An 18,435-nucleotide genomic window follows, 5' to 3' on the forward strand; every position below is an offset into this window, starting at 1 on the left:
GCGCGGTTTTCCGGCCCATCATGTTGCGGAATCGGGTTTTTGGCAGGTTTCGCGCGCATCTTCGGAGGATTCTCGATCAAAACCCCAGGTCGCGATTTCCCGCAACCTCGAAGCTGGCGCTCCGGGCGGTTGAAGATTGCCAAAAAGCCGATTTCTCATCACAAGAGGTCGCTGCCGCGCAGCCGGCGAGACGCAGGCGCCATCGGGCGGATGCAAGCCGCGGCGCGCGGCGGCGCGCTCCCGCAGGCGGGCGCTTTCCGGTAGAATAGGCGCACCGAAGGAAAGGAAGCCCCGTGACCGAGAACCTCCAGCTCGACCGCCTCCCGCGCACCGTGGAACTCGCGCGCGACGCCGACGGCGGCGCGACGCTCTCCTACGTCGACCAGCGCCTGCTGCCCGCCGAGCTCTCGTTCGCGCGGACGCGCGACTGGCGGGCCGTGGTGGACGCGATCAAGGCGCTCGCGGTGCGCGGGGCGCCCGCCATCGGCGTGGCGGGGGCGGCGGCCGTGGCGCTGTGGGCGCAGGAGGCCGCGGCGGGCGCAGCGGGCGCGGGGGAGGGCGCCGCGTACCGGGACGCCCTCGGGCGGGCGGCCGAGACGGTGGCGAGCGCGCGCCCGACCGCCGTCAACCTGCGCTGGGCCGCGGAGCGCGCACGCGACGGGGCGCTTCGCGCGCTCGACGGGGGCGCGGCGCCCAGCGAGGTCGCCGAGGCGCTGTTCGACCAGGTGAAACGTATGGAGGCCGAGGACGAGGCCGCGAACCGCGCCATCGGCGCCCACGGCGCCGCGCTCTTGCGCCCGGGCAGCCGCGTGCTCACGCACTGCAACGCCGGCAGCCTGGCCACGGCGTTCTTCGGCACGGCGCTCGGCGTGGTGTACGCGGCGGCCGCGCAGGGCAAGATCGAGCGCGTGTACGCCGACGAGACGCGCCCGGTGGGGCAGGGCGCGCGGCTCACGGCGTGGGAGCTGGCGCGCGCGGGCGTTCCCTGCACCCTCGTCTGCGACAACATGGCCGCCAGCCTCATGGCCCGGGGCGAGGTCGACGCCGTGGTGGTGGGCGCCGACCGCATCGCGGCCAACGGCGACGTCGCGAACAAGATCGGCACGTACGGCGTGGCCGTGCTCGCGCGCCACCACGGCGTCCCGTTCTACGTGGCCGCGCCCACGTCCACGATCGACGCGTCCGTCGCCGACGGCGCGGGCATCCCCATCGAGGAGCGCGACCCCGCCGAGGTGCTGCCGCGGCCCCTCGCGGGCGTCGAGGTGTGGAACCCGGCGTTCGACGTGACGCCCGCCGCGCTCGTCACGCGCATCGTCACGGAGCGCGGCGCGTTCGAGCCGGGGAGCCTGGTATACTGATATACTGATCCTGCGGGTCGCCGACAGCGGGCGACGGACAAGGAGGGCCTTATGCGCATCATCCATCGCGAGGACCAAGAGCAGCGCGAGCACGTGGAGCTGGCGCACGACGCGGCGTTCGCCGACGAGAGCGACGGCCGCGACCGCTCCACCGAGCCCGACATCCTGCGCACCGACTTCCAGCGCGACCGCGACAAGATCCTCCACACGAAGTCGTTCCGCCGCCTGTCGCACAAGACGCAGGTGTTCCTCGCCGCCGAAGGCGACCACTTCCGCACGCGCCTCACGCACACGCTGGAGGTGGCGCAGATCGCGCGCACCATCGCCCGCGCGCTCGGGCTGAACGAAGACCTCGCCGAGGCCATCTCGCTCGGCCACGACCTGGGGCACACGCCCTTCGGCCACACCGGCGAGGAGGCGCTCGCGCGCTGCCTGGCGCGCCACAAGGGCATCGATCCGGCGTCTCCCGAGGCCGAGGCGCTCTACCGCCACAACGAGCAGAGCCTGCGCGTGGTCGAGCGCATCGAGAACGGCGGCAAGGGCCTCAACCTCACGCCCGAGGTGCGCGACGGCATCGTCAACCACACGGGCGACCTGCGCGCCGAGACGCTCGAGGGGCGCATCGTGGGCACGGCCGACCGCATCGCGTACGTGAACCACGACATCGACGACGCCATCCGCGCGGGCATCCTGCGCGAGGCGGACCTGCCGGCGTCGACGCACGCCATGCTGGGCCCCGACCACTCGTCGCGCATCGAGACGCTCGTGCTCGACATGGTGGAGACGTCGGCGGCGGTCGACGACATCCGCATGAGCGACGCGGTGTGGAACGCCATGATGGAGCTGCGGGCGTTCCTGTTCGAGCGCGTGTACAACGCGCCCGCCGTCGTCGACGAGGTGGCGAAGGCGACGCATCTCGTGGACGACCTGTTCGACCACTACGTGACGCACACGGACGAGGTGCCCGAGGAGTACCGCGCCATCGCCGAGGGCGACGACCTGCGCGCCGTCACCGACTTCATCGCCGGCATGACCGACCGCTACGCGAAGAACCTCTACCAGCGCCTCTTCATCCCCAACGCGCTGCATTATTAGGGACGGCGCCTTTAGGTGCGGCGCCTTGCGCGGCGCGGGCGGGCCCTCGCGGTTCTGCCCGCGCCGGCTTTTCCGTCCTTGCGCACGTGCACAATGATTGTATAATCGTTTGACTATGCTTACCGGGGATCACATCAGGCAATCGTTTTCGGCGGCGCTGCCCATCATGCTGGGCTACGTCGCCATCGGCATACCCTGCGGCATCCTGAGCGCCTCGATCGGCATGAACGAGCTGCAGGTGTTCCTCCTGTCCGCCGTGTTCTACTCGGGCGCGGGGCAGTTCATGATCCCGAACATGTGGCTGGCCGGCTCGCCGCTCGCGTCCATCATCGCCAGCGTGTCGCTCGTGAACACGCGCCAGATGCTGTACTCGGCGTCGTTCGCGCCGCGCTGCGAGCGCGTGCGGAAGCGCCTCGCGTTCCTGTTCGCGGCCACGGTGACCGACGAGAGCTACGGCGTGAACACGGCGAAGTTCGAAGAAGGCGGCTGGTCGGTGGGTCGCGCGACGCTCGTGAACCTGCTGTCGCAGAGCTCGTGGGCGCTGTCGAACGTGGTGGGCGTGCTCGTGGGCAACGCCATCGGCATCCCGCTGGCCATCGCGTCGTTCGCCATGACGTCCATCTTCATCTGCCTGCTGGTCACGCAGAAGGTGACGCCCGCCAACGTGATCGCCGCGGCGTTCGCCGTCGTCGGCGTGTACACGTGCAAGACCATCGGGCTCGCGGGCCCCGCCATCCTCGTGGGCGCGCTCGTGGGCGTCATGGCGGCGCTGCTGTTCACCTGGGCGAAGGAGCGCAGCTGATGGCGACGATGGGCTGGGGCGATTACTTCGTCGTGCTGGGGTGCTGCGCGGTCACCATGCTGATCTGCCGCGTGGTGCCGCTGTTCGTGCTGAAGGGCAAGCAGCTGCCGCAGGGCGTCGAGCAGGCGCTCGGCTTCATCCCGCCGGCCGCCTTCGCCGCGCTCGTGGCGAACGACCTCTTGACGCCCGGGATGTTCGACGCGGGGCTGTGGCCGGCCGCCGCGCCGCTGGCCGCGGCGCTCGTGGTGGCGCTCGTCGCGTGGAGGACGAAGTCGCTTCTGTGGTGCGCCGTGTCGGGCGTGGCCGCGTACGCGCTGCTCACGCTGGTGTAAAACGGGCCCGGGATTCCGTAGTATGCGTGAAGGGCCCAAGTTTTTGCGGAAGTACCCAGGTTTTTCCTTGCAGTACCATTCCGTTGACGGTATACTATCCAATCGTGTCTTTACTAGACGACATGCAATTAGGTTTCATTGAACATATAAGAAGGAACGGGTCATGGATATCATTCGCGCCATTGAGCAGCAGCAGATCAAGCAGGACGTCCCCGAGTTCAACGTCGGTGACAACGTGAAGGTTCACTACCGCATCACCGAGGGCAACCGCGAGCGTATCCAGGTGTTCCAGGGCGACGTCATCCGTCGTCAGGGCGCCTCGAACCGTGAGACGTTCACCGTTCGCAAGATCAGCTTCTCCATCGGCGTGGAGCGTACCTTCCCCGTGCACTCCCCGAAGATCGACCGTATCGAGGTCATGCGCCAGGGCGACGTGCGCCGCGCCAAGCTGTACTACCTCCGCAAGAAGGTGGGCAAGGCCGCGAAGATCAAGGAGAAGGCCTACCGCTAGGCCTGCAATCCGATTCGGATCTGCAAGAACCCCTCGTTGTCCTCGGATGGCGAGGGGTTCTTTTTGTCGCGGCGCGCCCGGGCGCGCGCGGCCTTCTGGTATCATAGGCGCTCGAAGACGAGCATGTCGAAGGGGATTCATGGGACCGACCGTCGCCGATATCAAGCAACGCCTGCACGAGGCCGACGAGCGCGAGTTCGCGGTGCTCGAGCGCTCGCTCGTGGCCGACACGCGCAAGGGCGTGCGCGACGCCGTCGAGCGCGCGCGGCAGCGCCTGGCGGCCGACGCGGCCGAGCAGCAGCGCCTGGCCTCCCTGTACGCGTTCGAGCGCGCGCTGGCCGAAGGGCGCGGCGACGGCGTGATCGTGGGCCTCGACGAGGTGGGGCGCGGCCCGTTGGCCGGGCCCTTGGCGGTGGGTGCGGTGGTGCTGCCCGCCGAGCCGTTCATCGAGGGGCTCAACGACTCCAAGCAGGTGAAGCCCGAGGCGCGCGAGCGCATCGCCGTGCAGGTGAAGGCCGTGGCCGTGGCCTGGACGGTCGAGTACGTGGAGCCGGCCGACATCGACGCCTGCGGCATGACGGCGTCGCTCGTGCTGGCGTTCCGGCGCGCGGTCAGGCACATCGAGGAGGCCGGCGTGCGCCCCGACGTGGTGCTGCTCGACGGCAACCCGATGCGCCTCGACGAGCGCGAGGTGAACGTGGTGAAGGGCGACGGGAAGTGCGCCTCCATCGCCGCGGCCTCCATCGTGGCGAAGGTGGAGCGCGACGCGCTCATGTGCCGCTACGCCGAGGAGTACCCCGAATACGGCTTCGACGCCTGCAAAGGGTACGCGAGCGCCGCCCACATCGAGGCCATCAAGCGCTACGGGCTGACGCCCATCCACCGCGCGTCGTTCTGCACCGCCTTCACGCAGCCTGCGCTGTTCTAGCGTTTTTGCGCGCACGGCGCGTTTCCACCGCGCCCTCCCATCGTCTCTCCACGCCGCTCGGCGCGCCTTCGGGCGGCGCCGGGCGGCTTTTTCATCTGCGGGTACGGCGCGGCGTCGGATGCGCGCGAGAACGGCGCGGGCTGCGCGTTCGAACGGCGTTGGAAACGGTGGCGCGCCGCGTGCGTTTCGCGTGGGAGCCGCGTGGCTTTTCGGAAGGATTCCGCGGCGCGTTCCGCTGGAAACGCGCCATCGCCGCGTAATACGGCGTCCTTATCATGGAACCAGAGACGAAAGGGGCGTGGTGCCATGGATCGGGAAACGGCGGCGGCGACGATGGAGCAGGAGGCCTGCGCGGGCGAGGAGCCGAAGCGCGGCAGCGGGGCGGCGCGGAGCGAACGGGCCGGGGCGGACGAGCGCCGCGGGGTGGGCTCCGGCGCGAAGCGGCGGTCGAAGGAGGGCGCGAAGCGGCGAGCGCGCGAGAAGACGGCGGGGGAGCACAACGCCGAGCTGGGCCGTCGGGGCGAGGACGCCGCCGCGCGCTTCCTCGACCGGCGCGGCTACGAGATCGTCGAGCGCAACTGGACGTGCGCGGCCGGCGAAGCCGACATCATCGCGCGCGACGAGGAGACGGTGGTGTTCGTCGAGGTGAAGACCCGGTCGAACTGCGAGCGCGGCCTGCCGGCCGAGGCGGTGGACGAGGCCAAGCGCGACCGCTACGAGCGCATCGCCGCGCTGTTTCTGCAGGACTACGACGTGGTGGACGTGCCGGTGCGCTTCGACATCGTGTCCATCGTGACGATCGCGTCCGACCGCGCGATGATCCGCCATCACATCAACGCGTTCGGCGCGTAATGAACGTGCAGGGCCAGTGCGTCGTGCAGGCGGCGACGCTGCGCGGGGTCGACGCCGTCCCCGTGGACGTGGAGGTGGTCGTGGCGAACGGAATACCGGGGTTCTCCATCGTGGGCATGGCCGACGCGTCGGTGCAGGAGTCGCGCGAGCGCGTGAAAGCCGCGCTGCGCTCGTGCGGCTTCACCATGCCGGCCAGCAAGGTGGTGGTGAACCTCGCGCCGGGCGCGCTGCGCAAGACGGGGTCGGGCTACGACCTGCCCATCGCGGCGGGCATCCTGTGCGCCTCGGGGCAGCTCGACCCGCGCTCGGTGCGCGGCCAGCTGTTCGTGGGCGAGCTGTCGCTGGAGGGCGCCGTGCGCCCGGTGGCGGGCCTGCTCGCCTACGCGCTGTGCGCGCGCCGGCTGGGGGTCGACCTCGTGTGCGCCCCCGTGGAGCGGGGGTTCGTCAAGCTCGAGGGCCTCGTGCGCCGCGCGGCGAAGTCGCTTGCGGGGTTCCGGTCGGGGCCGTTCCCGGAGGCCTCCGCCGACGCGTCCCCCGGCGTCGCCCCGGCGTTGGACTTCCGCGACATCGCCGGGCACGACATGGCGAAGCGCGCGCTGCAGATCGCGGCGGCGGGCGGCCACGGGGTGCTCATGACGGGGCCGCCCGGCTCGGGCAAGACGATGCTCGCGTCGAGGCTGCCGTCCATCCTGCCGCCGCTCGCCGAGGTCGAGGCCATCGAGACGGCGGTCGTGCACTCGGTGGCCGGCGAGGAGGCGGAGCCCATCCTCGGCGGCGTGAGGCCGTTTCGCAAGCCCCATCATTCGGCGAGCCTGGCGGGCCTCGTCGGGGGCGGCACGCCGCTGCGCCCCGGCGAGATCTCGCTCGCGAACAACGGCGTGCTGTTCCTGGACGAGCTCGCCGAGTTCAGCCCCTCGGTGCTGCAGGGCATCCGCCAGCCGCTCGAGTCGGGGCGGGTCACCATCACGCGGGCCGACGGCAACGTCGACTTCCCGGCGCGGTTCATGCTGGTGGCGGCCACCAACCCGTGCCCATGCGGCTACTACGGCGACGAGGAGGAGCCCTGCACGTGCACGCATCGCCAGATGCAGCTGTACCGCAACCGCATCGGCGGCCCCATCATGGACCGCATCGACGTGCACATCGCCGTGCGCCGCATCCCGCCCGGCGAGGTGCTGGCCACCGGGCACGGCACGAGCTCGGAGGAGCTGCGCCACGACGTGCTGCGCGCGCGGGAGTACGCCTCGTGGCGGCGGGCGCGCTCGGGCGAGGAGGAGGGTTCCCGCACGTCCGAGGCGCTCGTGCGGGCGTGCGCGCTCACGGCGCAGGACGAGGGGTTCCTCGAGGGCGCCGCGCGCGCGAGCCGCCTGAGCGGGCGCGCCATCATGCGCACGCTCGCGCTGGCGCGCACGATCGCCGACATGGAGGAATGCGCGCGCGTGGAGCGCGGCCACCTGTGCGAGGCCATCGGGTTCCGGCTGCGGGAGGGGGAGTCGTGAGCGCGCTTGCGGGCGAGCGGACGGTGCTCGAGCGCGGGGGCGCGGGGTACCCGTCGGCGCTCGCGCGCGTGGCGCAGCCGCCCGAGCTGCTCTACGTGGTGGGCGACCCCGCCGCGCTCGAGGAGGGCATCGCCATCGTGGGCGCGCGCAAGGCGACGCCGTACGGGCGGGGGTGCGCGCAGCGCTTCGCGGCCTTGGCCGCGCGACGGGGCGTCGCGGTGGTGTCGGGCGGCGCGCGGGGCTGCGACGCGGCGGCGCATGCAGCCGCGCTCGACGCCGGCGGGCGCACGGTGGCGTTTTTGGGCGGCGGGTGCGACCGGCTGTACCCCGCCGAGCACGCGGGGCTGTTCCAGCGCATCGTGGACGGGGGCGGGGCGGTGGCGTCCGAGCACGCGTGGGGCGAGGACCCCAAGCCCTACCGCTTCCGCCTGCGCAACCGCCTCATCGCGGGGCTCGCGCGCGCGACGCTCATCGTGGAGGCGGGGCTGCCCTCGGGCACCTTCTCCACGGCCGACGAGGCGCTCGCGGCGAACCGCGACGTGCTCGTGGTGCCCGGCGCCATCACGGCCGCCTCCTCGCGCGGCGCGAACCGCCTGCTGTACCAGGGGGCGACGCCCGTCGTGGACGACGAGACGTTCGAGGACGCGCTGTTCTCGCTGTTCGGCTGCCTGAAGCAGGAGGACGCTCCCGGCGCCGGGCGTGCGCGCGGGGCCGAGGGCGCGCCTTCGAACCCGGTGGTGGACGCCCTGCGCGCCGAGCCGCTGGGCATGGAGCGGCTCTACGCGATCGCGGCCGCGTCGTGCGGCGGGGCCGACGCGCGCTCGTGGCTCATGGAGCGCCTCGTGGAAGCCGAGCTCGCCGGCGCCATAGCCCGCCACCCCGACGGCCGCTGGGGCCCGGCGGCGCGGTGAGGAAGGCTCAGGCGGTTGTGGTTTGCTTATTTTTGTCATACAATAATGGGAGAAAGCTGGGGAACGTGAACCGCGTATTCGTGCATCCGCGGGTGGCGGAGCGGCATCCCGACCTGTCCGAAGCCGATGTCCTCGAGGCGCGGGCGGGCTGCGAGCGCTGGGCTCCGCGGCTCGCGTCGAACGACGGCGTCGCGGTGGGCTTCGACGCCCGTAGGCGGTTCGTCGAGATGGTGGCTACGCGTTCGCCGGACGGGGACTGGCTCATCTACCACGCCATGACGCCGCCGTCGAAGAAGGTGCTCGCAGAGGTCAGATTGAGAGGACGGTAGGCATGGATCGCGAAGAGCTCAACAAGAGGTTCGGCGTGACCGAGGAGCAGCTGGACGCGTGGGCCGAGGAGTATGAGAACGGCACCTGGGACGCCTCTGCGCTCGGCGAGGTGAGAAGGGGCCGTCCTTCGCTTGCGGATGAAGAGGTGAAGCCCGTGACGTTCCGCATCCCCGAATCGTGGATCGTCGCGATGGACAAGCGCGCTGAGGAAAAGGGGATCACGCGCTCCGAGTTTTTGCGCGACGCTGTCGAGTTCGCGCTTGCCGACCGCGACTGATCGGCTCCAATAAGAAACGCGCGTAGTTTTCGGGGGTTTCCGGACGCAATGGGGCCGGGGTTTGCTATCCTTGACGGCATGTCTCAATCCGTAACCATACTGGGTGCCGGCCTCGCGGGGAGCGAGGCGGCGTTGCAGCTCGCCGACCGCGGCGTGCGGGTGCGTCTGGTCGAAATGCGCCCGGCGGTGCCCACGCCCGTGCACGTCACGGGATGCTGCGCCGAGCTCGTGTGCTCGAACTCCCTCAAAAGCGAGAAGCCCGACAGCGCCGCCGGCATGCTCAAACGCGAGCTCGCCGAGCTGGGATCGCGTCTGTACGCCCAGGCGAAGGCCCATGCCGTGCCCGCAGGCGGCGCGCTGGCCGTCGACCGCGCGGCGTTCGCCGCCGCGGTGACCGCGCTCGTGGAGGCCCATCCGCTCATCCAGCTCGTGCACGAGGAGGCCGTCGACCTCGCGCAGGCCGCCGAAGGCGCCGACGCGCTCGTGGTGGCCTCGGGCCCGCTCACGTCCGATGCGCTGGCCGCGTCGCTCGCCCGTTTCGCGGGCGAGGAGTCCCTCGCGTTCTACGACGCCGCGGCGCCCATCGTCATGGCCGACTCGCTCGACTACGGCAAGCTGTTCCGCCAGAGCCGCTACGAGGAGGCCGGCGCCGACGTCGGCGACTACCTCAACGCGCCGTTCTCGCGCGAGGAGTACGACGCCTTCATCGACGAGCTGGTGAGCGCCGAGCGCGTCATCCGCCGCGACTTCGAGACCCGCGACCTGTTCCAGGCCTGCCAGCCCATCGAGGAGATCGCCCGCAAGGGCCACGACGCGCCGCGCTTCGGCACGCTCAAGCCGGTGGGGCTCACCGACCCGCGCACGGGCCGCCGGCCCTGGGCCGCGCTGCAGCTGCGCGCCGAGGACGCCCACGGCTCCAGCTACAACCTCGTCGGGTTCCAGACGAACCTCACGTTCCCCGAGCAGCGCCGCGTGTTCCGCCTCATCCCGGGGCTCGAGCACGCCGAGTTCGCGCGCTTGGGCGTCATGCACCGCAACACGTTCGTCGACGCGCCGCGCCTGCTGGACGCGAACCTGCGCCTGCGCACGCCCGAAGCCGAGCGGCTCGGCGTGCCGGTGCACCTCGCGGGCCAGATCGCCGGCACCGAGGGGTACTGCGAGGCCATCCGCTCGGGGCTCCACGTCGCCATCGCCGTGGCCGCGGAGCTCGCCGGCGCGCAGGCGCCCGCGCTGCCGCGCGAGACGGCGTTCGGCGCGCTCATGGCCTACGCCACCGATCCGGCCACGGCCGACTACCAGCCCATGCACGTGAACTTCGGCATCCTGCCCCCGTTCGAGCAGCGCATCCGCAACAAGCGCGACCGCTACGCCGCCTACGCCGCGCGCGGTGCCGAAGCGCTCGCGGCGTATCGCGAGGCGCTGGCCGCGCGCGGCCTCGCGCCCGACGCGGACGGCCAGCCGGAGGCGGCCTCATGACCGTAGGCGACGGCTCGTCGTCCTTGCGCGTCGACCCCCTCGACTGCGATCCGCGCATGGTCGAGCTGATCGACGCGTTCTGCCACGCCATGCGCGTGGAACGCAACGCCTCGGTGCACACGCTGCGCGCCTACCGCATCGACCTCATGGACTTCGCGCGCTGGGCCTTCCGCGAGCGCATCGACCTCCTCGCGGCCACGCACCGCCAACTGCGCCGCTACCTGGGCGAGCTCGACCGCGCGCAGTACTCGCGCACCACGGTGAACCGCCGCCTGTCGGCGCTGCGCAGCTTCTTCCGCTGGCTCAACGTCACCGGCATCACCGACGAGGACCCCGCGGGCATCCTGCAAGGGCCCAAGCAGCCGAAGAGCCTGCCGCACGTCATCCGCGCGTCGGACATGGTGAAGCTGCTGACGGTGTACGGCAAGCGCGACATCGCCGGGCGCGAGCGCGAGCAGTCGTCGGTCGATGCGCGCAACCAGGCCCTGCTCGAGTTCCTGTACGCGTGCGGCGCCCGCGTGTCCGAGGCGTCGGGCCTGCTGGCCGCCAACGTGGATTTCGGCAGCGGGCAGGTGAAGGTGTTCGGCAAGGGGTCGAAGGAGCGCATCGTGCCGCTGCACGACATGGCCGTGTCGTCCATGCGCGCCTACGCCACGTGGGCCCGACCGCTCATCCTGCGCGACCGCACGTGCGACTACTTCTTCGTGTCCACGCGCGGCAACCGCATGGGCACCGACGCCATCCGCAAGATGTTCAAGGAGGCGCTGCGCCAGGCGGGCCTCGACGAGACGCTCTCGCCGCACGATATGCGCCACACCTTCGCCACCGACCTGCTGGACGGCGGCGCCGACCTGCGCAGCGTCCAGGAGATGCTCGGGCACGCCAGCCTGTCCACCACGCAGATCTACACCCATCTCTCCCCGGGCCGCCTCAAGCAGGTGCACGCCCGCACCCACCCCCGCGGGTAGCGGGGCGCGAAGGGCTTGCGCCCTCCCATGGCGCGGGGCAGGGCTTGCGGGCGATTGCGCGCGTGCCGCGCCGATTCGCGACGGGCGCGGCAAAGGACGCTCCTGCTCTCGACGGCACCCCGCACCATGGGAGAGCGCAGGCCCTTCGCGGGCATGCGCTCCGGTTCCCACCTGGTTGCGGATGCGTGACCGCTGCCTGACGGTTGGCGCGCGCCGCGATTCCCGTCCGCTCGATCCTCCACAATCGGGGGCGTTCGAAGTAAACGCTCACGACGTGCGCGTCGCGCACCGACCCATAAGGAGGCTTCATGAGCAAGAAGAAGATGCGGGCGTTCGCCGGCGCGATGGCCGTCGTGCTCGCTTTCATCCCGTTCTTGAGCGGCTGCACCACCAACGCGGCCGAGGACAACCCGCAGGCTCAGCAAGAGCTGAACGCCGACGAGCAATCGCGCAACGAAGCCGAGGGCTCCATCGGCGAGAACGTCCAGTACGGCCAGGTCATGGCATTGAACGGCAACGAGGTGACCGTCGTGGTGGGCACCCTCGCCAACGCCAACGACGCCAGCGGCTCCCAGGCGTTCAACGCGGGCCAGGACGAGATCACGTTCGACGCGGACAGCGTGTCCATCGTCGACGAGTCGGGCGCGGCGATCGAGGGACGCACCCTCTCCGCCGACGACGTCATCGTCATGCGCGGCACGGGCACGGGCTCCGGCTTCACGCCCACGACCATCGAGATCCTCGACGTGGCGGGCGCGGGCACGAACGCCGACGACGCGCGCGTTCCCCAGGACGTCCTGTAGCGAACCCGGCGCGGGCCGGCGCCTCCCTGTGGAGAACGCCGGCCCGCGCCTTGTCACAGCGGGCTTCCGGCCTATAATGATCAGATGCCCGCGCGCGGCCGCCGCGACGCGGGCATCTGAGTACCGGGCGCATCGAAGGAGCATGGCATGCAGCTGCTGAAGGTTTCGACCGACAAGCTTCTGCTCGTCGCCGGCATCGTGTGGTTCGTCGCCGGGGCGAACATCGTGAACATCGGTCTGACGGCCTTCCTGGACGAGACCGGGTGGCTGTTGTGGGTTCTGATCATCGGGACCCTCGTCATTTTCGTGCTGTTCCACATCTTCGTGTTCACGAAGATGGTGGGCAAGCACGCGAGCCGCATCAGGGGGTACGAGGAGGACAAGACCCACGTGTTCAAGTTCTTCGACAAGAAGGGCTACATCATGATGGCCGTCATGATGGGCGGCGGCATCGCGCTGCGCGCGTCGGGCATCGCCCCCGAGTGGTTCATCGCGTTCTTCTACACGGGCCTCGGAGCCGCGTTGGCGGTGGCGGGCGTCAGCTTCGTGCTGCGCTACTTCAAAAGCAGCAAGGCCGCCTGCCCGGCGATGCCGAGCACGTACTCCAAACATCATAAGGGTTAGGTTCGGGGCGGCAACGAAACGGTTACGCCTCGCTGCCGGAAACGTCCCGCTGCCGTACCATGAAGACGGTATCGAAGTCGAGGGAGCCGTCCGGGGACGGACGGCCGTGAGGAGGGCCCCGTGGCACGTATCTTCGTCGTGGAGGACGACGCATCGCTGCGCGACGAGCTCATGCGCCTGCTGGAACTGCAAGGCCATACGCCGCTGACCAGCACCGCGTTCGATCGGGTGGCCGACGACGTCCTGGCCGAGGCGCCCGACTGCGTGATCCTCGACCTCAAGCTGCCCGGCACGGGCGGCCACACCGTCTGCCGCGACCTGCGGCGCGCGAGCCAGGTGCCCATCATCATGCTCACCTCGTCCGACAGCGAGTTCGACGAGGTCATGAGCATGAACCTGGGCGCGGACGACTACGTCACCAAGCCCTACAACCCCGCCGTGCTGCTCGCGCGCATCCAATCGGTGCTGCGCCGCTCGCAGAGCGCGGAGCCGCCGGCGCGCATCGCGCATCGCGGCGTGGTGCTCGACGTGGCGCGCGGGCGGGTGGAGCACGACGGGCGCACCGTCGACCTCACGCGCAACGAGCTCAAGATCCTCCACATGCTCATGGCGAACCACGACGCCATCATCTCGCGCCAGGAGCTCATGGTCGAGCTGTGGCAGTCCGACGCGTTCATCGACGACAACACGCTGACCGTGAACATCAACCGCCTGCGCAAGAGCCTGGGCAGCATCGGCGTGCCGGACGACTTCCTCATCACGCGCCGCGGGCAGGGATACGTGGTGTGATGCGCGCGGCGCAACGCCTGCGGGAGGGCCGTGCTCGATGACCCTGTCCGCCTACCTCAAGGACCGCGCGGCCTCCATCGCCATCGCCGTCGCATGCGCGCTCGCGCTGGGCTGCATGGTGGCCGTGCTGGGCGCCGGCGCCGACGCGTCGGTGCTGGCGGCGTGCATCGTGCTGGCGTGCGCCGCGCTCGCGCTCGCCGTGGGCTTCGTGCGGCGCCGCGCGTTCTACCGCGACCTCGAGCAGGTGGTGGGCGACCTCGACCGCACCTACTACGTCACGTCGCTCATCGAGCCGCCCGACTTCCTCGAAGGGCGGCTGGCCTACGAGGCCCTGCAGGCGGCGGGGAAGGCCGCCGCCGACGACGTGGCCGCGCACAAGCAGCAGGCCGAGGCCTACCGCGACTACATCGAGCTGTGGATCCACGAGATCAAGACGCCCATCGCCGCCGCGACCCTCATGGCCTCCGACCTGCACGGGCCGCAGGCCTCGCGGCTCAAGGGCGAGCTCGACCGCATCGAAGGCTACGTGGAGCAGGCGCTGTACTACGCGCGCTCCACCTCGCTCGCGCAGGACTACGCCATCCGCGAGACGGGCCTCGCCGAGGCCGTGCGCGAGGCGGTGAGGAAGCACGCGCGCTATCTCATCGATCGCGGCGTGTCGCCGGTGGTGGACGTGCCGGAGGACGCCCGCGTGTTCGCCGACGCGAAGTGGCTGGCGTTCGTCATCGGGCAGCTCGTGGCGAACGCGGCGAAGTACGGCGCGACGACGCTGCGCTTCTCCGTGCGGGAGGAGGGCGCGGGCACGAGCGACGAGCGCACGGTGCTCGAGGTGGCCGACGACGGCTGGGGCGTGCCGGCCGGCGACGTGCCGCGCGTGTTCGAGCGCGCCTTCACCGGCGAGAACGGGCGGCGCGGCGGATCGTCGACGGGCATGGGGCTGTACCTCGTGGCCGAGCTGTGCGCGAAGATGGGGCTGGCCGTGGCGCTGGCCTCGGAGGAGGGTTCGGGCACGCGCGTGCTGCTGGCGTTCCCGCACGACCGCCGCAGGCTCGACCTGCACCGATGACGAGCCTTGCATTTTCGTAAGGTACGCGTCACCCACTTCGATGGCGCCCGGGCGCGCCGGGCCGTAGCATGGTCGCAGACCAACAAGCGAGGAAGGACACGACCATGACCGAAGTCTACGCGACTCCGCAAACCGACCCGGCGGCGCGCTCGGGCGCCGCGGCCCCGTCTCTGGGGAACCGCCCCATCCTGTCGGTGCGCCAGATCGAGAAGGTGTACGGCAACCGCGACTCCGTCACCCACGCCATCAACGACATCAGCTTCGACGTGGCGCCCGGCGAGTTCGTGGGCATCATGGGGCCGTCGGGCTCCGGCAAGACGACGCTGCTCAACTGCGTGGCCACCATCGACACCGTGACGAGCGGCCACATCCTCGTCGACGGCCGCGACATCACGGGCCTGCGCTCCCGCGCGCTCGCGAAGTTCCGCCGCGACGACCTGGGCTTCATCTTCCAGGACTCCAACCTGCTGGACACCCTCACCGGCTTCGAGAACATCGCGCTCGCGCTGACGGTGAAGGGCGAGCCCACCGCCACCATCAAGCCGCGCGTGCAGGCCATCGCGCGCACGCTGGGCGTGGAGGAGGTGCTGGGCAAGTACCCCTACCAGATGTCAGGCGGGCAGCGGCAGCGCATCGCCGCCTCGCGCGCCATGGTGGCCGACCCGAAGCTCGTGCTGGCCGACGAGCCCACCGGCGCGCTCGATTCGCGCAGCGCGACGGTGATGCTCGAGACCCTGTCCATGATGAACGCCGACCTGCACGCCACCATCATGATGGTCACGCACGACTCGTTCGCGGCCTCGTTCGCCAGCCGCATCCTGTTCATCAAGGACGGCATGGTGTTCAACGAGATCCGCCGCGGCGCCACGAGCCGCACGGACTTCTTCAACCGCATCATGGAAGTGGTGACGTTCTTGGGCGGTGACGTGCGCGATGCTGGCTAAACTCGCCTTCCGCAACATCCGCCGCTCCGTCAAGGACTACGGCGTGTACTTCGTCACGCTCGTGTTCGGCGTCGCGGTGTTCTACGCGTTCAACTCGGTGACGAGCCAGTCCATCCTGTTCGACCTCGAGGACACCGCCACGGCCAGCGTGTTCGACATGACCGGGCAGATGCTGGGGATGTTCAGCGTGGTCATCGCCTGCGTGCTGGGATTCCTCGTGCTGTACGCGAACGGGTTCCTCATCAGGCGGCGCAAGCAGGAGTTCGGCACGTACCTCATGCTGGGCATGAACCCCCGCAGCGTGTCGGCCATCGTGCTCATGGAGACGGTGGCGGTGGGCCTCGTGTCGCTCGTCGTGGGGCTGCTGCTGGGCTTCGCGCTGTCGCAGGGGCTGTCATTCGTGACGGCGGGGCTGTTCAACATCCAGATGACGCAGTACCGCTTCGTCTTCTCCACGGACGCCTTCCTGCTGACGCTCGGCTGCTTCGTGCTCATCTTCGCCGTGACGGGGCTGTTCAACACGCTGTCCATCCGGCGCTACAAGCTCATCGACCTGCTGTCGGCCCGCTCGAGGAACGCGCGCTTCCGCGTGCGCAACCCGTGGATCAGCCTCGTCGCGTTCGTCGCGGCCGTGGGCGTGGTCGCGTGGGCGTACCTCACGCTTATCGACAACGGCCTCCTGCAGTTCGACGAGGGGTTCTGGAGGGCCACGGCGCTCATGGTGGCAGGCACGTTCCTGTTCTTCTGGTCGCTCGCGGGATTCGCGCTCGCGGTGATCGAGCGCACGCGCGGCGTCTACTTCAAGGGCCTGGCCATGTTCACGATGCGCCAGATCGCCAGCAAGGTGAACACCGCGTTCGTGTCGCTGTCGGTGGTGTGCATCATGCTGTTCTTCTCGCTCACCGTGTTCTCCACCGGTATGGGCCTGGCGCGCGCCTTCAGCGGCAACGTCGAGGACGGCACGCTCTACGACGCCACGCTCACGGCGAACGTGTACCTCAACGCGGGCGGCGTCCACGACGAGGAGGCGCTCGCGAGCATGAGCGAGGAGGATCGCGAGTACCAGCAGGTCGCCGACGAGAAGGCGGCCGCCGTGACCGCCGACGCCGAGGCCTACGGCTGGGACATCGCCGCCAAGCTGGCGGACTCCTCGCCGACGTGGGACCAGCTGGTCGAGCGTTCCGTCCAGATCGACGCCTTCGTGAGCGCCGACGCGTCGTACGGCGAGCTCATGGACCGCTACGGGCACGACACGGGCAACGAGAAGCAGAACGAGGCGCTGCACGGCCAGGGCGTCACGCTGATCGCCGAGTCGCAGTTCAACGCGCTGGCCGAGCTGACGGGGCGGCCCACGGTGGACCTGGGCGAGGACGGCTTCGCCGTGAACAACACGCTCGACGCCATGAAGGCGCTGTCGGAGGCCGTCTCGCGCGAGGGCGAGACGCTCGAGGCGGGCGGGCGTACCCTGACGGCCACGGGCGAGCTGCGCAGCCAGCCGCTCGAGGACGCCGCGTTCTCCGCGAGCGGGGCCGAGTTCATCGTGCCCGATTCGGTGATCGCCGACCTGCGCGCCCAGGGCGCCGTGCCCGACCAGAGCCTGCTCAACCTCATGTACAAGACGAGCCGCACCGAGGGCGACAAGCTGCTTCAGCAGATGCTCGGCGAGGCGTCGCCCGCCAACCCCGAGGTCGCCGCGTCCGGATGGGCGTTCTCGCCGAAGCCCTGGCCCGTGACGCTGTCGTTCACGGCCGAGGAGGTGATCGTCCAGTCGAGCGGCATGAACCTGATGATCTCGTACCTGGCGCTGTACATCGGCTTCGTGTTCCTCATCGCCACGGCGGCCATCCTGGCCATCCAGCAGCTGTCCGAGACGAGCGACTCGCTCGGGCGCTACCAGGTGCTCGCCGAGATCGGCTGCGACCGCCGCATGATCTTCCGGTCGCTGCGGACGCAGGTGCTCGTGTACTTCCTCGTGCCGCTCGCGCTGGCCTTGTGCCACACCGTGTGCGCCGTCGGCATCATCAGCGACGCGGTGCTCGTGCAGCTGGGCGTGTCGGTGCTCGAGCCCGCGCTGATGACCGGCGTGCTGGTGGGCGTCGTGTACGGCGCGTACCTCCTGGTCACGTACTACGCCAGCCGAGGCATCATCCGCGCCTCGCTCGGCAAGAAGCTGCTGGGCTAGGGGAGGGAGGCCCGCGGCCCGAGCGAGGGCCGCGGGCGCGAGAGGGGAGGAGCCATGGTGTCGAACGCGTTGCTGGCGGTGTCGGTTGCGGCGTTGGGCGTCGCGCTGCTCTCCGGGGCGCACGCCGTCCTCGAGCACGGCGTGCGCGGGCTGCGGAGGGTGGGCCCCGGGACGTACGCGGCCCTCGGCGTGTACGCGCTGAGCTTCGGGGGCTTCCTGCTGACGCAAGGAGGCTGAGGGAGGCGGAGCGCCCCTGGGCGCGGGGTCTCGCTTGCGGTTCGGCGGGCGCGCTCCGCGCCGATCCGCGCATAGCGCGGCGTGCGATGGGCGCGGCGGGAGAAGCGCCGGTCCCGCCGCGCGCCCGCCGGACCGTGAGGAGCGGGAGCTTTCTCGCGCGTCGCGGGACCCTCCTTGCACGAACGGCCCCGTCGGCTTCGGCCGGCGGGGCCGTTTCGCGTACGCCATGCCGCGGAACGGCGCTCGGCTAGAACGAGAACAGGTCGCGGACCTGCACGTCGAGCGCGTCGGCGATGCGGCCGAGGTCGTCGAGGCCCACGCTCACGCGCCCGGATTCGATGCGCCAGATGTGCGATTTGCTGCTGCCGATCATGAGGGCGAGCTTCTGCTGCGACAGGCTCTGGCCTTCCCGTCGCTCGCGTATCGCGCTTCCCAAGAGCGCTCTTTTCTT

General features: G+C 70.3%; 21 protein-coding genes. 20 read left to right on the plus strand and 1 reads right to left on the minus strand.

The window, feature by feature from the left end:
• The first annotated feature begins 293 nt into the window (after window positions 1–293).
• The 20 genes from mtnA to GS424_RS07710 all read left to right on the plus strand — a co-directional run bounded on the left by mtnA (window position 294) and on the right by GS424_RS07710 (window position 17,984).
• A complete protein-coding gene (gene mtnA, locus GS424_RS07615; RefSeq protein ID WP_160941706.1) occupies window positions 294–1,358 on the plus strand; it encodes an S-methyl-5-thioribose-1-phosphate isomerase in 1,065 nt (354 codons plus the stop codon).
• Between the two features lie 51 nt (window positions 1,359–1,409).
• Window positions 1,410–2,453 (plus strand): deoxyguanosinetriphosphate triphosphohydrolase, encoded by a 1,044-nt coding sequence (locus GS424_RS07620; RefSeq protein WP_154333951.1) that lies wholly within the window; start codon window positions 1,410–1,412, stop codon window positions 2,451–2,453.
• 115 nt (window positions 2,454–2,568) lie between these two features.
• Window positions 2,569–3,255 (plus strand): AzlC family ABC transporter permease, encoded by a 687-nt coding sequence (locus GS424_RS07625; protein ID WP_160941705.1) that lies wholly within the window; start codon window positions 2,569–2,571, stop codon window positions 3,253–3,255.
• Complete coding sequence (locus GS424_RS07630) at window positions 3,255–3,587, plus strand: AzlD domain-containing protein (RefSeq protein WP_160941704.1); 333 nt, start codon at window positions 3,255–3,257, stop codon at window positions 3,585–3,587. The genes GS424_RS07625 and GS424_RS07630 overlap by 1 nt, the downstream gene beginning before the upstream one ends.
• Window positions 3,588–3,750: 163 nt before the next feature.
• Window positions 3,751–4,098, plus strand: coding sequence for a 50S ribosomal protein L19 (gene rplS, locus GS424_RS07635; RefSeq protein ID WP_154333945.1), 348 nt, complete (start codon window positions 3,751–3,753; stop codon window positions 4,096–4,098).
• Between the two features lie 139 nt (window positions 4,099–4,237).
• Window positions 4,238–5,026 carry a ribonuclease HII gene (locus tag GS424_RS07640; protein ID WP_160941703.1) on the plus strand — a complete coding sequence of 263 codons (789 nt, stop codon included), beginning with the start codon at window positions 4,238–4,240 and terminating at the stop codon, window positions 5,024–5,026.
• 306 nt (window positions 5,027–5,332) lie between these two features.
• Window positions 5,333–5,878, plus strand: a complete 546-nt coding sequence (locus GS424_RS07645; RefSeq protein ID WP_244977709.1) for a YraN family protein — start codon at window positions 5,333–5,335, stop codon at window positions 5,876–5,878.
• On the plus strand, window positions 5,878–7,377 hold the full coding sequence (locus GS424_RS07650; RefSeq protein WP_160941702.1) for a YifB family Mg chelatase-like AAA ATPase: 1,500 nt from the start codon (window positions 5,878–5,880) through the stop codon (window positions 7,375–7,377). The genes GS424_RS07645 and GS424_RS07650 overlap by 1 nt, the downstream gene beginning before the upstream one ends.
• The gene (dprA, locus tag GS424_RS07655; protein WP_160941701.1) at window positions 7,374–8,288 is read left to right on the plus strand and encodes a DNA-processing protein DprA; all 915 of its coding nucleotides are present in this window, start codon (window positions 7,374–7,376) and stop codon (window positions 8,286–8,288) included. Before GS424_RS07650 ends, dprA begins: the two co-directional genes overlap by 4 nt.
• Window positions 8,289–8,353: 65 nt before the next feature.
• The gene (locus GS424_RS07660; protein ID WP_160941700.1) at window positions 8,354–8,617 is read left to right on the plus strand and encodes a hypothetical protein; all 264 of its coding nucleotides are present in this window, start codon (window positions 8,354–8,356) and stop codon (window positions 8,615–8,617) included.
• 2 nt (window positions 8,618–8,619) lie between these two features.
• A complete protein-coding gene (locus GS424_RS07665; protein ID WP_154333940.1) occupies window positions 8,620–8,895 on the plus strand; it encodes a ribbon-helix-helix domain-containing protein in 276 nt (91 codons plus the stop codon).
• Window positions 8,896–8,973: 78 nt separating this feature from the next.
• Complete coding sequence (trmFO, locus tag GS424_RS07670) at window positions 8,974–10,371, plus strand: methylenetetrahydrofolate--tRNA-(uracil(54)-C(5))-methyltransferase (FADH(2)-oxidizing) TrmFO (RefSeq protein WP_193666556.1); 1,398 nt, start codon at window positions 8,974–8,976, stop codon at window positions 10,369–10,371.
• On the plus strand, window positions 10,368–11,339 hold the full coding sequence (locus tag GS424_RS07675; protein WP_160941698.1) for a tyrosine recombinase XerC: 972 nt from the start codon (window positions 10,368–10,370) through the stop codon (window positions 11,337–11,339). Before trmFO ends, GS424_RS07675 begins: the two co-directional genes overlap by 4 nt.
• Window positions 11,340–11,647: 308 nt before the next feature.
• Window positions 11,648–12,142: a hypothetical protein gene (locus tag GS424_RS07680; RefSeq protein WP_160941697.1), complete on the plus strand. Its 495-nt coding sequence runs from the start codon at window positions 11,648–11,650 to the stop codon at window positions 12,140–12,142.
• Window positions 12,143–12,289: 147 nt separating this feature from the next.
• A complete protein-coding gene (locus GS424_RS07685) occupies window positions 12,290–12,766 on the plus strand; it encodes a hypothetical protein (protein WP_160941696.1) in 477 nt (158 codons plus the stop codon).
• Between the two features lie 120 nt (window positions 12,767–12,886).
• Window positions 12,887–13,555 carry a response regulator transcription factor gene (locus GS424_RS07690; RefSeq protein WP_160941695.1) on the plus strand — a complete coding sequence of 223 codons (669 nt, stop codon included), beginning with the start codon at window positions 12,887–12,889 and terminating at the stop codon, window positions 13,553–13,555.
• 37 nt (window positions 13,556–13,592) lie between these two features.
• Window positions 13,593–14,621: a sensor histidine kinase gene (locus GS424_RS07695; RefSeq protein WP_160941694.1), complete on the plus strand. Its 1,029-nt coding sequence runs from the start codon at window positions 13,593–13,595 to the stop codon at window positions 14,619–14,621.
• Between the two features lie 104 nt (window positions 14,622–14,725).
• Window positions 14,726–15,565: an ABC transporter ATP-binding protein gene (locus tag GS424_RS07700; protein ID WP_154333934.1), complete on the plus strand. Its 840-nt coding sequence runs from the start codon at window positions 14,726–14,728 to the stop codon at window positions 15,563–15,565.
• On the plus strand, window positions 15,555–17,747 hold the full coding sequence (locus GS424_RS07705; RefSeq protein WP_160941693.1) for an FtsX-like permease family protein: 2,193 nt from the start codon (window positions 15,555–15,557) through the stop codon (window positions 17,745–17,747). The genes GS424_RS07700 and GS424_RS07705 overlap by 11 nt, the downstream gene beginning before the upstream one ends.
• A gap of 54 nt (window positions 17,748–17,801) precedes the next feature.
• Complete coding sequence (locus GS424_RS07710) at window positions 17,802–17,984, plus strand: hypothetical protein (protein WP_160941692.1); 183 nt, start codon at window positions 17,802–17,804, stop codon at window positions 17,982–17,984.
• Between the two features lie 247 nt (window positions 17,985–18,231).
• Here the strand turns inward: GS424_RS07710 and GS424_RS07715 are convergent, their stop codons facing one another.
• Complete coding sequence (locus GS424_RS07715) at window positions 18,232–18,420, minus strand: helix-turn-helix domain-containing protein (RefSeq protein ID WP_412842367.1); 189 nt, start codon at window positions 18,418–18,420, stop codon at window positions 18,232–18,234.
• Window positions 18,421–18,435: the final 15 nt, after the last annotated feature.

Origin of the sequence: Eggerthella guodeyinii (genome assembly GCF_009834925.2) — a bacterium.
Taxonomy (GTDB): domain Bacteria; phylum Actinomycetota; class Coriobacteriia; order Coriobacteriales; family Eggerthellaceae; genus Eggerthella; species Eggerthella guodeyinii.